At 71.7% G+C, this 15141-nt stretch carries 11 protein-coding genes and 1 pseudogene; 2 read left to right on the forward strand and 10 right to left on the reverse strand.

Annotation, left to right across the window (positions count from 1 at the left end):
- Positions 1-279: 279 nt before the first annotated feature.
- From E4N62_RS35765 to rsmI, 10 genes and pseudogenes are all read right to left on the reverse strand, one after another.
- A complete protein-coding gene (locus tag E4N62_RS35765) occupies positions 280-2295 on the reverse strand; it encodes a nitrate- and nitrite sensing domain-containing protein (RefSeq protein WP_230221206.1) in 2016 nt (671 codons plus the stop codon).
- A gap of 136 nt (positions 2296-2431) precedes the next feature.
- Complete coding sequence (locus tag E4N62_RS35770) at positions 2432-3211, reverse strand: MHYT domain-containing protein (protein WP_230221695.1); 780 nt, start codon at positions 3209-3211, stop codon at positions 2432-2434.
- A gap of 239 nt (positions 3212-3450) precedes the next feature.
- Positions 3451-4872, reverse strand: a complete 1422-nt coding sequence (locus E4N62_RS35775) for an acyltransferase (RefSeq protein WP_230221208.1) — start codon at positions 4870-4872, stop codon at positions 3451-3453.
- Positions 4873-4939: 67 nt separating this feature from the next.
- Positions 4940-5869 carry a 4-(cytidine 5'-diphospho)-2-C-methyl-D-erythritol kinase gene (locus tag E4N62_RS35780; protein WP_230221211.1) on the reverse strand — a complete coding sequence of 310 codons (930 nt, stop codon included), beginning with the start codon at positions 5867-5869 and terminating at the stop codon, positions 4940-4942.
- Between the two features lie 61 nt (positions 5870-5930).
- Positions 5931-6809: a 16S rRNA (adenine(1518)-N(6)/adenine(1519)-N(6))-dimethyltransferase RsmA gene (rsmA, locus tag E4N62_RS35785; RefSeq protein WP_230221212.1), complete on the reverse strand. Its 879-nt coding sequence runs from the start codon at positions 6807-6809 to the stop codon at positions 5931-5933.
- A 252-nt stretch (positions 6810-7061) separates the two neighbouring features.
- Positions 7062-7292, reverse strand: a complete 231-nt coding sequence (locus tag E4N62_RS49795) for a transglycosylase family protein (RefSeq protein WP_374117145.1) — start codon at positions 7290-7292, stop codon at positions 7062-7064.
- Positions 7289-8371, reverse strand: a complete 1083-nt coding sequence (locus tag E4N62_RS35790; RefSeq protein ID WP_374117146.1) for a ubiquitin-like domain-containing protein — start codon at positions 8369-8371, stop codon at positions 7289-7291. The genes E4N62_RS49795 and E4N62_RS35790 overlap by 4 nt, the downstream gene beginning before the upstream one ends.
- A 155-nt stretch (positions 8372-8526) precedes the next feature.
- A complete protein-coding gene (locus E4N62_RS35795) occupies positions 8527-9402 on the reverse strand; it encodes a TatD family hydrolase (RefSeq protein WP_230221214.1) in 876 nt (291 codons plus the stop codon).
- A 66-nt stretch (positions 9403-9468) separates the two neighbouring features.
- Positions 9469-9885: a hypothetical protein gene (locus E4N62_RS35800; RefSeq protein ID WP_230221216.1), complete on the reverse strand. Its 417-nt coding sequence runs from the start codon at positions 9883-9885 to the stop codon at positions 9469-9471.
- A gap of 310 nt (positions 9886-10195) precedes the next feature.
- Positions 10196-11047, reverse strand: a pseudogene (gene rsmI / locus E4N62_RS35805) (16S rRNA (cytidine(1402)-2'-O)-methyltransferase).
- Between the two features lie 205 nt (positions 11048-11252).
- Between rsmI and E4N62_RS35810 the strand changes: the two are divergent.
- Together E4N62_RS35810 and E4N62_RS35815 are read left to right on the forward strand one after the other, a co-directional pair.
- Positions 11253-12992, forward strand: a complete 1740-nt coding sequence (locus E4N62_RS35810) for a dolichyl-phosphate-mannose--protein mannosyltransferase (RefSeq protein WP_230221219.1) — start codon at positions 11253-11255, stop codon at positions 12990-12992.
- Between the two features lie 207 nt (positions 12993-13199).
- Entirely contained in the window at positions 13200-14834 is a 1635-nt protein-coding gene (locus E4N62_RS35815; RefSeq protein WP_230221221.1) for a penicillin-binding transpeptidase domain-containing protein, read from the forward strand.
- Positions 14835-15141 lie beyond the last annotated feature (307 nt).

Genomic DNA, 15141 nt, shown 5'->3' on the forward strand with positions numbered 1-15141 from the left:
GGGCGGCGCCTTGAGGGAGGGGGAGCGCGGTGGCGGTCGGGTGCGGGTCCGGTGGGCCCGGCAGGGCCTGAATCTTCAGGGGCGCGGGGAACTGCGCGATCAGCCCCCACACACCCGCACCCGACAACGCACCCGCGGTCCCCTACCGGGACCGAGGGATTCCCAATTGGCGTGTACGCGTCATAATCATCACCGTATGTCACCAGGACGCCACCCCCCACGAAAGGCCGTGCGCCCCGGGGAAACCACCACCCGGGGCGCACGGCGGTCCTGTGCGGCCTACCTCCGCCGCTGCTGGATCAGCGCCGTTCCCGGGTCCGTGGAGCGGCCGTGGCCGGCCGGCTCCCGGTGCACGGGCATGTCGTCGCGGACCAGGTTCTCGGGGATGAAGACGGCCGCGGCGACGCCTGCGTTGGTCGACTGCCGCAATTCGACGCGCAGACCCTGGCGCTCGGCGAGCCGGTTCACCACGAACAGGCCGATCTGCTTGGCGTCGAGGAGGTCGACCCGCTCCGACCGGAGCTTGCGGTTGGCCTCGGCCATCGCCTCCTCGTTCATGCCGAAGCCGCTGTCCTCGACCTCGATGAGGATGCCGTCCCGCAGCCGGGCCGCGCGCAGCTGGACCTTGGTGGAGGGCGGGGAGAACGCGGCGGCGTTCTCCACGAGTTCGGCGAGGAGGTGGACGACGTCGGCGACGGAACCTCCGTTCAGCGACACCTTCGGTACGGCCCACACCTCGACCCGGGTCGCGTCCTCGATCTCGGCGACGGCGGCCCGCAGGACGTCCGTCAGGGCGATCGGGTCGCGCCAGCCCCGGCCGGGCGCGATCCCCGACAGGATGAGCAGCGACTCGGAGTGGCGCCGCATCCGGGTGGCGAGGTAGTCGACGCGGTACAGGTCGTACAGCTCGGCGTGGTTCTGCTGTTCCTGCTGGCGCTGCTCCATGACGCTGAGCAGGTCGAGCTGCCGGTGGAGCAGCACCTGGCTGCGGCGGGCGAGGCTGACGTACACCCCGGAGATGCCGCTGAGGAGTTCGGCGCGCTCGGAGGCCGCCTTGAGCGCGGCCCGCTGCACGGCGGTGAGCGCGGTGCCCACCTGGGCGAGTTCGTCACCGGCGAGGCGGCGCATCGGGGCCTCGGCGTCGATGTCGACGCCCTGCCCGGCGTGCAGCTTGCGCATCGCCTGCGGCAGCCGGCGCCCGGCGACCTCAAGGGCGGAGTTGCGCAGGTCGAGGAGTTCGACGATGAGGCCGCGCCCGACGCCCACGGAGACCAGCAGCGACAGGAGCACACCGGCGAGACCGAGGACGACGGCGACGCCGGACGCGCCGAGGTTGTCCCAGCCGAAGACGTCCGCCTTGGCCGCCGCGCCCGTTCCCGCGTCCTCCTCGGCCGCCGCCAGGCCCTTCAGCACGGCCGTCGAGGAGGCGTCCCAGTCCTTGAGCACGGCCGTCGACACCGGTCCCGGTCCGGCGTCGGTCACCCCGTCCTCGACCTTGACGAGGGCGGCGTAGTGGTCGCTGTCGAGGAGCACGTCGTAGGCGGGCCGGTGCTCGGCCTTGAGGTCGGAGACGGCCGGCCGCAGCAGTTCGCGCCGGGTGGCGACGGCGCCCACGAACCGCGCGTACTGCTCCTTGCCGAGCGTCCCGGACGCGGTGGCGGCGGCCAGCAGCGCCTGCTCACGGGCCACGGCGTCGCGGACCCGGGAGAGTTCGAGGACGACCCGCGCCTCGGAGGTCGCGTCGGTGCCCTGCTCACTGGTGAGCGCGCCGGTCACGGCGAAGGCGTGGTCGATGACGGCGGAGTAGTCGGTGTACGCCGTCGACACCGTGGTCCTGGCGTCCTTTCCGGCCGCCCCGGTGGCGCCCGCGCGCAGGGCGGCGAGGTCGCTGAAGTCGGCTTCGAGGTTCTCCAGTCGGTCGGGCAGTGCCGGGTCGATGAGGGCGGCGTCCGAACTGGAGGAGTTGAGGCCCGCGCGGAGCGCCGTCACTGCCTTGTCGGTGGTCTGCTGGTCGGCCCTCAGGTCGTCGAGACCCGTCTCGCCGGGTTTGGCGGCGTACCGCATCGCGGCCGTCCGCTCGCTCTGCACCGCGGTCACGAACGCGGCGACCGGCGCCAGCAGTTCGCTGTTGACGTCCTTGGCCCGCTCGGTGTCGCCGATGGCGGCGACGGTCGTCACGGCGGCGTAGCTCCACAACGCCATCAGCGACATGACGGGCAGCATCAACAGGGCGACGATCTTGGCCCGCACGGATCTGGGGCGCAGCAGCCGGGTGGTCGCGTGGAAGATTTTCATTGGGGACCTCGCAAGGGGAGGGGAGGATCAAGCGCCCCGTCAAGGGCGCGGGGCGTTGCCGATGTGCGGCTCCGCCGGGAGTGCGCGACCAGCCCCCACGGGCGCGCAGGTACTCACTGAACGTCGAGCGGAAGACTCACGCCGTGGAGAGCTCGACCTCACGCAACAGCTCGTCGGCGAAGGAGGACTCGGCCCGCTTCCCCGTCGGCGACAACGCCACGTACGCCGAGGTCAGGAAGAGGAACGACCCCAGCAGCACGGCCAGCGGAAACAGAAACTCGGTGGCCGTCGCCCCCGACAACTGTGCCGTGCTGGGCGCCAGATCGATGCTCACGGCGTACATCGCGGTGTAGTGCATGCTGCTCACCGCCAGCCCCATCACGAGCGCGGCGATCGCGGCGAGGACACCGCCGCGCACGACCAGCGTCAACGCCAGCGCGGCGGTCGCGGCGACGACCGCGATCACCACGGAGGCGATGACCAGCGAAGGGTCGAAGCCGACCTCGCCGTGCAGGTTGAGCGCGGCCATGCCGGTGTAGTGCATCGCGGCCACGCCGAGGCCGGTTCCGAGGCCGCCGAAGGCCACCGCGCGGACCCGGGAGCGGCCGTAACCGGCGGTGAAGACACCGGCGCCGACCACGGCGATCGCCATGACCAGGCTGAGGACGGTCATGGGGACGTCGTAGCGGATCGGGGTGCCCTGCACGCCGAAGCCCATCATGGCGACGAAGTGCATGGTCCAGATGCCCGAGCCGATCGCGAACGATGCCAGCGTGAGCCAGTTCCGCTTGGAGGCCCCCTCGGCCTCAAGTGCCCTGACGGTGCAGCGCAGTCCGAGCGCGGAGCCGACGCAGGCCATGACGTAGGAGAGGACGGGGGTGACCCATCCGGCACTGAAGTGGTCGATGTGGTCCATGTGTTCCATGAGGAACCCCTCTCGCCCGCCGCGGGGACGACACCACGCGCACGGGAAGTACCACCGGTAACAAGTCACCGGGGATCGAGATCATGCCACTCGAAGATGACCGGCGAATCACCCGAAGGGGACCAAAGGGCACTTCTGTGAAGATTAAAGTACTGTGGCGTGAGTTACAAACTGAAGGGTATGACAAACCATTGCATGACCTGCACATTTCCTCCACCGAGCCACTCGGGTCAGGCACTTGACCGTGCGCCACGACCAATAAGTTCCACCAGCGCCCATCCGGCGAGCGTCATGGCCACGGCCACCGGAGCACTGACCTGGACGGCGATCAACAGGGCCGTACGCCCCTCGAACAGCCCGCCGAACCCGACCATGGAGAGCCCCAGCACCCCGAACAGACACAGCGTCGCCCCAAGGGCCGCGGCGGGCCCCGAATACGCCTCCGACCTGCGGAAACTGCTCAAGCCGCTCGGCCGAGACGGTTCGGAGGGGCGGGCCGCGGGCCGCTCGAAGCGCCGGAAGGCGGCGACGAGAACCGCCGTGAGAACGGCCGCGGCCCCGATCCGCAGGGGCAGTTGGGCCCACCAGGCGCCCGTCGCGGGCGTCGGCAGGTCGACGTCCAGGGCGAGCAGCACGCCGTACACCCCGAGCATGGCCGAAAGATGCCATAGGAACGCGGTCATGGAGATGCCGTTGGCCGCCACGACCGTGCGCCACACCTTCGGTCGCTCCAGCCACCGAGCGACGGGTCGGCGCACCCACTCCACCGCGCCGACCAGCCACAGCCCGTGGCACAGCAGCGCGAAGGTCGGCGGCGCCATGTTCGACACCTTCTCGCCCGGCATCCCGACCATCGACAGCGGATACGGCCCGTACGCCACCAGCAGCGCGGCCCCCGCGAGCCCGGCACCGGCGAGCAGATACGGCCGGGTCAGCCGTCCGTCGGCGCGCAGGAACCCGAGTTGATGGATCGCGAGCCACACGAAGGCGAAGTTGAGGAACTCGACGAACGGCACGTCCAGCACGAACCGCAGTACGTCCACGACTGCGGCGGCCGCGACGAGCGCCCCGAACGCGCCCCAGCCGAACCGCTCGTGCAGCTTCAGCAGCGGCGGGGTGAAGGTGACCATCGCGAGATAGATCCCGATGAACCACAGCGGTTGCGTGACCAGCCGCAGCGCCACGTCGAGCAATCCGCCGCCGACGCCCGCCAGATGGAGGAGAACGGCCGCGGCGCCCCACACCCCTATGAAGACCATGGTGGGGCGGAGCAGCCGTTGGAGGCGGGCGCGCAGGAAGGCGGGGTAGACCGAACCCCCGTCCGGGAACCTGCGGCTGAGCGAACGGTAGGAGAGGGCGTGGGAGAAGCCGCCGACGAAGAAGAACACCGGCATGATCTGCAAGGCCCAGGTGAGGACTTGGAGCTTCGGCTCGACGGCGAGGAGGTTGCCCACCTCCACCTGGCCGTCGGCGCCGGTCGTGACCGCGGCCATCAACCAGTGCCCGAGCACGACCGTGCCGAGGGAGGCGACGCGGAGCAGGTCGACGTAGCGGTCCCTGTCGGCCGGGGTGGCGGCGGCGAGTTCACGCGCACTCACGCTCGCGCTCGCGGCGGCCCTTGCGCCGGCTGTTGCGCCGGCTGTTGCGGTCATGGGAGTACGGTCGCGCGGGCGCCGGGGTGGGCGGCAGCGCTCCCGTACTCAAGTCACGTCTGAGTACCTACGGTTGTCCGTCCTGATCCGCGGCCCTCTGGACCACGGTGGCTCCCGGCGCGGGTGAGGCGGCGACGCGCGCGGCCTTGCACGTACCGGACGCGAGGAGCCCGTCGGCGACGGCGCGGGCCGACTCCACGTCCCGGGTGAGGAAGGCCGTGGTCGGGCCCGAGCCGGAGACGAGCGCGGCGAGCGCGCCGGCCGCGAGGCCCTCGGCGAGGGTGTCGGACAGCTTCGGGAAGAGGGAGAGGGCGGCGGGCTGGAGGCCGTTGGAGCCCGGCAGGAACGCGGCGAGCGCGTCCAGGTCCCCCTTGGCGAGCGCGTCGAGCAGCACCGGGGAGGCGACGGGCTCGGGGACGTCGTCGTGCTCGTGGAGCCGGTCGAACTCGCGGTAGACGGCGGGCGTGGAGAGACCGCCGTCGGCGACCGCGAACACCCAGTGGAAGGTCCCGCCCACGTCGAGGGTCTGGAGCCGCTCACCCCGCCCGGTCCCGAGGGCGGCCCCGCCCACCAGGCTGAACGGCACGTCGCTGCCCAACTCGGCGCAGATGTCGAGAAGTTCGGCGCGCGAGGCGTTCGTGCCCCACAGTGTGTCGCAGGCGAGGAGCGCGCCGGCCGCGTCCGCGCTGCCGCCGGCCATGCCGCCGGCGACGGGGATGTCCTTGGCGATGTGGAGGTGGACGGCGGGCTCGATGCCGTGCCGCGCCGCCAGCGCGAGGGCGGCGCGGGCGGCGAGGTTCGTGCGGTCCAGGGGGACCTGCTCGGCGCCGGGGCCCTCGCAGGTGACGGTGAGTTCGTCGGCGGGGGTGGCGGTGACCTCGTCGTACAGCCCGACGGCGAGGAAGACGTTGGCCAGGTCGTGGAACCCGTCGGGCCGGGCGCCGCCGACCGCGAGCTGCACGTTGACCTTGGCGGGAACGCGAACGGTGACGCTCACGGCTTGGGGCACTCCTCGGGGTGGGCCTTGTGGTGGACCTTGGGGTGAACCCTGTGGTCCGTCATGCGACGGTTCCCTCGGTGACGCGGTTCTCGGCGATGGCGGCGAACTCCTCGACCGTCAGGGACTCGCCGCGGGCCTGCGGGGAGACCCCGGCGGCGACGAGGGCGGCCTCGGCGGCGGCCGCGGAACCGGCCCACCCGGCGAGAGCGGCCCGCAGGGTCTTGCGCCGCTGGGCGAAAGCCGCGTCGACGACCGCGAACACGTCCCGCCGGGCGGCGGTGGTCTTGATCGGCTCCGTGCGGCGGACCAGGGAGACGAGCCCGCTGTCCACGTTCGGCGCCGGCCAGAAGACGTTCCGTCCGATCGCCCCGGCCCGCTTGACCTCCGCGTACCAGTTGGCCTTCACCGACGGCACGCCGTAGACCTTCGAGCCCGGCCCGGCGGCCAGCCGGTCGGCGACCTCGGCCTGGACCATCACGAGGGTGCGCTCGATGGTCGGGAAGGTCTCGAGCATGTGCAGCAGCACGGGGACGGCGACGTTGTAGGGGAGGTTCGCGACGAGGGCGGTGGGGGCGGGGCCGGGGAGTTCCGTCACGTCCATCGCGTCGGAGTGGACGAGGGCGAAGCGGGCGGCGCGGGTGGGCATGCGGGCGGCGATCGTCGCGGGCAGCGCGGCGGCGAGGACGTCGTCGATCTCGACGGCCGTGACCCGGTCCGCCACCTCCAGCAGGGCGAGGGTGAGCGAGCCGAGACCCGGGCCCACCTCGACGACGGTGTCCTCCGGGCGGACGTCCGCGGTCCGCACGATGCGGCGAACCGTGTTCGCGTCGATCACGAAGTTCTGGCCGCGCTGCTTGGTCGGACGCACACCGAGCGCGGCGGCGAGTTCGCGGATGTCGGCGGGGCCGAGGAGGGCGTCGGGGGAGGGGCTGCTCACGGCACCAGGGTACGGGGCGCCGCCTGATGGCTCGGGACGCCGGGTTCGTTGTCGGGTGCGGCCCGGTGGGGGCTTCTCGCGCAGTTCCCCGCGCCCCTGAAAGACCAGGCCCTGCGTGCCTGGAAAACGGCGGGGCTGCGGCGGATGAAAGCACGGGCGCAGCCCCTGCTTTTCAGGGGCGCGGGAACTGCGCGAACGGCCCCCACTCACCCGCACCCGCCGACGGACCCGGCGCCCCGAACCCCACGCGCCCTACCCCCGAAGCCGCGCCCCACAATGCGGCCACGGACTCGCCCCCGCTGCACATACAGCTTCTTCGCCCGCATCGTCTGCTCCGCCGCCGGCGTCCTGGGGCCGCCCGCTCCCCCCGAGACTCCGCCATGTCCCGGTGTCGAACTGGTACAGCCCCCCGTACGTCCCGGAAGGATCGACCGCGTTCGGCCGCCCTCCCGACTCGCACGCGGCGAGACCGCCCCAGTTCAACCCCTCCGCCCCGCCACGGACGTCGGCATCGCCTTCGTCCCCACCTTCACCACCTGCTCCCGCGGCTCACGAACCACCTCCGTCCGCACCAGCCGCGGCCGCTGCCGCACCCCGTTGACCGCCCGGAGCGCGTACGTGACCCGCCGCACCCCCGGACGCCCGGCCCGCTCCACGACCTCCGTGCCCCGGAAGAGCGAGGGGTCCTCGGTGCGGCGGACCCGGAACGGAATCGGCACCTCCCGGACCTCCTCGGACCCGGTCACCCGCAGCACGGTCACCGTCTGCCCGTCCCGGGGGAAGCTCGACCACGCGACCGAGGTGGTGTCCTCCCCGCGCAGGGTGACCCCGGCCTGCTCCACGGCCTCCCCCACGGTCGCCGCGTTCGTACGGATCGTCCGCGCCCGCCCGTCCGCCAGGATCGTGACGGTGCGCTCGGTACGGACGTCCAGCTCCAGCCCCGCCCGCCCGATCCGCCGGGAGCGCGACGTCGACACGTACGCGCCCTCCGCACGCACCCCGAGCTGCTGAAGCGCCCCGTCCACCGTGTGGGCGGTCGTCCACACCTTGCGCCGCTGCCCGTCGAGGGTGAGGGCCACGGGACGCCCGTAGTGCACGGCGACCTCGTCCCCGCTGCTCAGCGGCGTACCAGGGGCGGGCGCGACGACGTCGTGCGCGCCGAGGGCGACCCCTTCGTCGGCGAGCAGTTCGGTGACGTCGTCGGCGAAGGTGTGCAGTGTGCGGGGCCGCCCGTCGACGGTCAGCTCGATCGCCTTGTCCTTCGCCACGAACGCGGAGGTGCCCCCCGCGAGAAAGGCCACCACCAGGGCCTGCGGCACCAGCCGCCGCAGCGAACCGGGCCGGTCGGCCGCCCGCCGACGCCGCACGGCCCGCCGGGATCCGCTCCGGCCACCGCTTCCCTCCTCCCGCTCTCCCACGGCCTCCTGGGCGAGCCGGTCCTCGTAGGCGGGCCGGTAGGTGTCCGGGTAGTCCGGGCGGTCGTCAGGGTGGTGGTCCGGGTGCACCCCGTAGGGCAGGGTCTCGGCCTCGTACGGCGACTGCGGCGACTGCGCATGGCTCACGACGACACGCTCCAGAGGGGATCCGGGTCCGGGTCGGGCGACGTGAACCTAGCGGACTCCGGTCACCCTCCAAAGCAACGCGGTCACTCAGTGTCGCGACACGGGCCACTGATCATCTTTTTGGGGCCCCCGGACGGCCTACGGAACGTGACCCCTCAGTAATCGAACGCCCTCGCCGTGTTCGCCGCGATCGCCGTCGCCAGCGCCTCCTCGTCGATGCCCCGCACCGCGGCCATCGCCCGAACCGTGACCGGAATGAGATACGGCGCGTTGGGCCGTCCGCGGTACGGCGCGGGGGTCAAAAAGGGCGCGTCGGTCTCCACGAGGACGAGTTCGAGGGGCGCGACGGCGAGCGCGTCGCGCAGCGGCTGGGCGTTCTTGAACGTCATGTTGCCGGCGAAGGACATGAAGTAGCCGTGCGCGGCGCAGACCGCCGCCATCTCCGCGTCGCCGGAGTAGCAGTGGAAGACGGTCCGCTCGGGAGCGCCCTCCTCCTTCAGGATCCGCAACACGTCGTCGTGGGCGTCGCGGTCGTGGATGACCAGCGCCTTGCCGTGCCGTTTGGCGATCTCGATGTGCGCGCGGAAGGACCGCTCCTGGGCGGCCTTGCCCTCCGGCCCGGTCCTGAAGTAGTCGAGCCCCGTCTCCCCGACACCCTTGACCTGCGGCAACGCGGCCAGCCGGTCGATCTCGGCGAGGGCGTCGTCGAGCGCCGCGTCCCCGCCGGGCGTCCGTGCGCCCTGGCGGGACCAGCCGTCCGGGTCGCCGTGGACGATGCGCGGCGCCTCGTTCGGGTGCAGCGCGACGGTCGCGTGCACGGCCTCGTACCGCTCAGCCGTCTCGGCGGCCCAGCGCGAGCCCTTGATGTCGCAGCCGACCTGGACGACCGTCGTCACTCCCACGGAGGCGGCCTTCGCGAGGCCCTCCTCGACGGTGCCGGACTGCATGTCCAGATGGGTGTGCGAATCGGCGACCGGCACCCGGAGGGGTTCGGGGAGCGGGGGCGCGGCGTTCTTGTCGTTCGAGGGCATGCCCCGATCCTACGAATCGCATGAATCGCACGATCGGGGCATGCCCTACAGGCGCGCCGGGGGAGGTCAGCTCGCCTTGCGGTGGAACGGGTGCAGGAGGTCGGACAGGTGCCAGTGGTGGTGGTCCTGCGGCTGTTCCCGGGACTCCGCCGCCGCCGGGGTGTCGGTGTCCGCCGCCGGGCGGGGCTTCGGCAGATGCCGGCGACGCTCGGCGTCCCGCACCGACGACACCTGGCCCGCCCGCATGATCCGGACGACATGACCGTCGCAGTTCTGGCACGTGGGCCGGGACAGCGGGGACGGCACGACCGTGCCGTCGGCCACGTACATCACGAAGTCACGCCCCTGGGCGTCGTTGTGGTGCTCTATCTCGTACGACTGCTCCCAGCCGTACCCGCACCGCATGCAGGCGAAGGCGTACGACTCGTGAACGACGGCGGTGGCGGTGTCGCGCAGCATCGCGCGCTCTGCGATCTCGGTCATTGCCAGCTCCTCTTGTCCGCTGGACGGTGGGGACGTGACGTGTACGTCCTCACCACCCAGTGGACGCCTTCACGGACCTGGAGGGCACCCCATCTGCCGACTGTTGAAGGGCATTTGGCCTCCCCTTGTGGGAAGCCCGTCCGTAGGAGGGCTGCGCTTTGCTCGGCTTTGCCGCGGCATGGGTCCGACCGGTTGTCGGGTGCGGGGGTGGGCCGGAGAAGCAGGGCGCAGCCCGCTTTCCAGGGGCGCGGGAACTGCGCGAGAAGCCCCCACCCACCCGCACCCGCCGTCGAACCCGCACCCCCGCCCCTCAGGCGCCCCGGCCCACATCCCGCTTCGCGGCCACCACCGCGTCGAAAACCACCCGCTTCGGCACCCCGCCTCCACCGCGACCGCGGCGATCGCCTCCTTGCGCCGCTCCCCGGCCTCCTCCCGCACCCGCACCCGCCGCACCAACTCCTCCGCGCTCCTCCGGCCCCTTCTCCGGCGCCCCTCGACCACCACGGTGATCTCCCCTGCGCACCCCGTCCGCCGCCCACTCGGCCAGCTCCCCGAGCGGCCCCCGCCTGACCTCCTCGTACGTCTTGGTCAACTCACGGCACACCGCGGCCCGCCGCCCCGCGCCGAACACCTCGGCCATCGCCGCGAGCGTGGCGTCCAGCCGGTGGGGCGCCTCGAAGTACACGAGCGTGCGCCGGTCCTCCGCGACCTCGCGCAGCCGGGCGAGCCGCTCCCCGGCCTTGCGCGGCGGGAACCCCTCGAAGCAGAACCGGTCGACGGGCAGCCCGGACAGCGCGAGGGCGGTGAGGACGGCGGAGGGGCCGGGTACGGCGGTGACCCGGATGTCCTTCTCCACGGCGGCGGCGACCAGCCGGTACCCGGGGTCGGAGACCGACGGCATCCCCGCGTCCGTGACCAGCAGCACCCGGGCGCCGCCCACCAGCGCCTCGACGAGCTCCGGCGTACGCGCGGCCTCGTTGCCCTCGAAGTAGGAGACGATCCGCCCGCCCGGCTGCACCCCCAGCGCCTGGGTGAGCCGCCGCAGCCGCCGCGTGTCCTCGGCGGCGACGACATCCGCCCCGGCCAACTCCTGGGCGAGCCGGGGCGGCGCGTCCGTGATCTCACCGATGGGGGTACCTGCCAGCACAAGAATTCCAGTCACCTCCCCATCCTCCCAGGGCCCGCCCCTGAGGGGCGCGGCCCCGAAGGGGGCGCGGGGCTGTACCGATATGCGGCTCCGCCGCGTGGGCGCGACCAGCCACAACCCACCCGCGGTCGCCCTGCCTGCCACGCCCCCGACCCATTCGGCGCCCGGCCACATCCCGATCCCACGGGACTCCCACAGCCGTGTTCCCTACGATGGCGCGGTGACCAGTACCGCGTCCTCCACGGACACCCGGCAGGACCAGGCCACCGAAGACCCGCGGCCGTCGTGGCAGCACCGCCTGCGCCGTTTCGGCTACACGGCGGCGCCGAGAAGCGACGTCCGCACCCGGCTGGTGCCCCCGTACACCCGCCCCGGCCCGCGCTTCTGGGCCGTCCTCGGCGTGCGCGAGGAGGTCGCGGCCCGCCTCGTCCGCTGGTCGTCGTGGGGCGGTCCCCTGCTGGTCACGCTGCTCGCCGGGCTGATGCGGTTCCACAACCTGGGCAGCCCCAGGGCGGTGATCTTCGACGAGACGTACTACGCCAAGGACGCGTGGGCGATCGTCCACCGCGGTTACGAGGTCAACTGGGCCAAGAACGCCAACGAGCTGATCCTCCAGAACAACGGGAACGTCCCGATCCCGACGGACGCGGCGTACGTCGTGCACCCGCCCGTCGGCAAGTACGTGATCGGTCTGGGCGAGCTGATGTTCGGCTTCGACCCGTTCGGCTGGCGCTTCATGACGGCCCTGCTCGGCACGCTCTCCGTCCTCATGCTGTGCCGGATCGGCCGCCGTATCTTCCGCTCGACGTTCCTCGGCTGCGTCGCGGGCGCGCTGATGGCCGTCGACGGACTGCACTTCGTGATGAGCCGCACGGCGCTGCTGGACCAGGTCCTGATGTTCTTCGTGCTGGCCGCGTTCGGCTGCCTGGCGATCGACCGTGACCGGGCACGCGCACGGCTGGCCGCCGCCCTCCCCCCGGGCGGCGACGGGATCGTACGCCCCAACTCCCTCATCGCCGAGACGACCCGCCTCGGCTGGCGCCCGTACCGCTGGCTGGCCGGCCTCTGCCTGGGCCTGGCGCTCGGCACCAAGTGGAACGCCCTGTACTTCATGGTGTTCTTCGGGATCATGACGGTGCTCTGGGACTACGCGGCCCGCAAGGTCGCCGGCGCCCGTCGGCCGCTGATCGCGACGATGCAGCGCGACCTGGGCCTCGCGTTCCTGTCCACGGTCCCGGTGATGATCGCCACCTACCTGGTGTCCTGGACGGGCTGGATCCTCTCCCCCGACGACGGCTCCGGCGGCTACTACCGCAACTGGGCCGCGACCGAGGGCAAGGGCGGCTGGTTCAGCTGGTTGCCGGACTGGCTGCGCAGCCTGTGGCACTACGAGCACGCGGTCTACGAGTTCCACGTCGGCCTGTCGTCCCCGCACACGTACCAGTCGAACCCGTGGAGCTGGATCGTCCTCGGCCGCCCGGTCTCGTACTTCTACGAGTCCCCGTCGCCCGGCAAGGACGGCTGCGCGGCCGACACCGCCGACAAGTGCGCCCGCGAGGTCCTGGCCATCGGCACGCCGCTGCTGTGGTGGGCCGCCGCGTTCGCCGTCGTCTACGTCCTGTGGCGCTGGTTCTTCCGTCGCGACTGGCGCGCGGGCGCGATCGCCTGCGGCATCGCCGCCGGCTACCTCCCCTGGTTCCTCTACCAGGAACGCACGATCTTCTTCTTCTACGCCGTCGTCTTCCTCCCCTTCCTCTGCCTCGCGGTCACGATGATGATCGGCGCGATCCTCGGCCCACCCGGCGCCCCGGAACGCCGCCGAGTAGCGGGCGCGGCAGCCGCCGGCGTCCTGTTCCTCCTCATCACCTGGAACTTCATCTACTTCTGGCCCCTGTACACGGGCGAACCGATCCCCATCGACAACTGGCGGTCGCGGATGTGGATGGACACCTGGGTCTAGCGTGGCCGGATATGTGAGCACTACGGCCTGAAAGCGGGCCTTCGGATCCGTACGGCTAACAATCAGGGCACACACAGGAAGCATTGTTCCCACGCGTTACTCCCCCGTGTTTACAGTGAGCCTCGGCAAGCGGTTTCTGAACGTGTTCAAAGGGTGTTCGGGGCCGGACGGGAAGCCACTACGGGGTAACGGGGAAGGGGACGCGTCATGCGCAAGGGGGTCAAGGTCGCCATGGTCGGCGGGGTGCTCGCCGCGATGGTGGGGGGCGCCGGGTACGGCGGGTACAACATCGTGACCGCGCTCAACAGGGACGGCGGGGGCGTGGAGAAACGCACCGGGCCGCCCGGCGAGGACGAGGTGCGGCAGACCACGGAGAAGTTCTTCGCCGCCTGGGAGAAGGGGGACGCGGCCACGGCCTCCTCGTACACGAACGACGCGGTGGCCGCGCAGGCCGTGTTCGGCAGCTTCGTCGACGCCGCGCGGATCGCGGACGTGAGGATCGAGCCGGGCAAACCCACCGGCTCGGGGGACAGGACCGTCCCGTACTCCGTCGCCGCCACGGTGTCGTACGACGGCAAGAGCAAGAAGCTCGCCTACGAGAGCCGGCTGACCGTCGTACGGGGGAAGACCACCGGGCGGGCCCTGATCGACTGGCGGCCGTCCGTCGTGCACCCCGAGCTGAAGGCCGGCGACACCCTGTTCCTCGGCGAGGCGGCGGCGCCGCCCATCGAGGCCGTGGACCGGAACGGCAAGGTGCTGACCAAGGAGAAGTACCCCTCCCTCGGGCCGATCCTCGACACCCTGCGGGAACGGTACGGCCCCGACGCGGGCGGCACCCCCGGCGTCGAACTGGGCATCCGGCACACCACCACGAACGCGGGCGACACCACCCTGCTGACCCTCGCCGAGGGCAAGGCGGGCAAGCTGGAGACCACGATCAGCGCGGGGGTGCAGGCGGCGGCCGAGAAGGCGGTCAAGAAGTTCGGGGAGTCGTCGGTGGTCGCGCTGCAGCCCAGCACCGGGCAGGTGCTGGCCGTCGCCAACAACCGCAGCGACGGCTTCAACGCGGCCTTCCAGGGCGAACTGCCGCCCGGCTCCACCATGAAGATCATCACCGCCGCGATGCTCATCGACAACGGCGTGACCTCCATGAACGGCCCCGCCCCCTGCCCCGACACGGCCACCTGGCAGAGCCAGACCTTCAAGAACCTGCCGGGTCTCAAGGCCGACGAGACGGCGAACGCCACGCTCGCCAACAGCTTCGAGCGGTCCTGCAACACGGCCTTCATCAAGCTGATCGACGAAGAGCCGCTGACCGACGCGTCGTTGACCGAGGAGACGCAGGAACGGTTCGGGATCGGCCGGGACGACTGGAAGACGGGCATCGCCTCCATGGACGGCAAGGTGCCGCCGTCCGGCGGGCCGAACCGGGCCGCCAACGCGATCGGGCAGGGCGACGTGCTCATGAACCCGCTGAACATGGCGTCGGTGACGTCCACGGCGATCACGGGGCGGTTCCGGCAGCCGTATCTGGTGTCGCCGAAGCTGGACGAGCGGGAGTTGGCCACGGCGGAGGGGTTGAAGGCCGGTACAGCGTCGCAGTTGAAGCAGATGATGAGGCTGACCGCGACGCAGGGGACCGCGAAGACCGTCATGGCCGGGCTGAGCGGGGACATCGGGGCGAAGACCGGGTCCGCGGAGATCGACGGGCAGGCGGTGGCGGACAGTTGGTTCACCGGGTTCCGTGGGGATGTGGCCGCGGCGGCGATGTCGGAGGGGGGTGGCCGCGGAGGTGAGGCGGCCGGTCCGATCGTGGTGGATGTGCTTCGGGCCGGGGGGTGAGTGTGGCTCGGGTGGCCACATCACCGGGCCTGGGGTGATCTACGGTTCGCGCCGGTCGAGGTTGCGGAATCGTTGCGGGGTGCGGTGCGTGGGGGCTGATCGCGCAGTTCCCCGCGCCCCTGAAAAGCCGGGGCCGCGCCCCGCGCTTTTCAGCCTCGCGCGACCTCCGCTTTCAACCCGGCGGGGCCTGGTCTTTCAGGGGCGCGGGGAACTGCGCGAGAAGCCTCACCGGGCCCGCGGTTAACAGCGGCCCGGCCCACGGAGTGATCCTCGGGACTCTAGTGTGGTGGTTCTCGTTGAGGAACGA

This window comes from Streptomyces sp. MNU76, assembly GCF_020982545.1.
Classification (GTDB): Bacteria; Actinomycetota; Actinomycetes; order Streptomycetales; family Streptomycetaceae; genus Streptomyces.

What these genes read in the sequence shown, in the direction of transcription:
- E4N62_RS35765 (WP_230221206.1), bottom strand. Translation starts at nt 2,295, where the DNA reads ATGAAAATCTTCCACGCGACCACCCGGCTGCTGCGCCCCAGATCCGTG.
- E4N62_RS35770 (WP_230221695.1), bottom strand. Translation starts at nt 3,211, where the DNA reads ATGGACCACATCGACCACTTCAGTGCCGGATGGGTCACCCCCGTCCTC.
- E4N62_RS35775 (WP_230221208.1), bottom strand. Translation starts at nt 4,872, where the DNA reads ATGACCGCAACAGCCGGCGCAACAGCCGGCGCAAGGGCCGCCGCGAGC.
- E4N62_RS35795 (WP_230221214.1), bottom strand. Translation starts at nt 9,402, where the DNA reads ATGCCCTCGAACGACAAGAACGCCGCGCCCCCGCTCCCCGAACCCCTC.
- E4N62_RS35800 (WP_230221216.1), bottom strand. Translation starts at nt 9,885, where the DNA reads ATGACCGAGATCGCAGAGCGCGCGATGCTGCGCGACACCGCCACCGCC.
- E4N62_RS35815 (WP_230221221.1), top strand. Translation starts at nt 13,200, where the DNA reads ATGCGCAAGGGGGTCAAGGTCGCCATGGTCGGCGGGGTGCTCGCCGCG.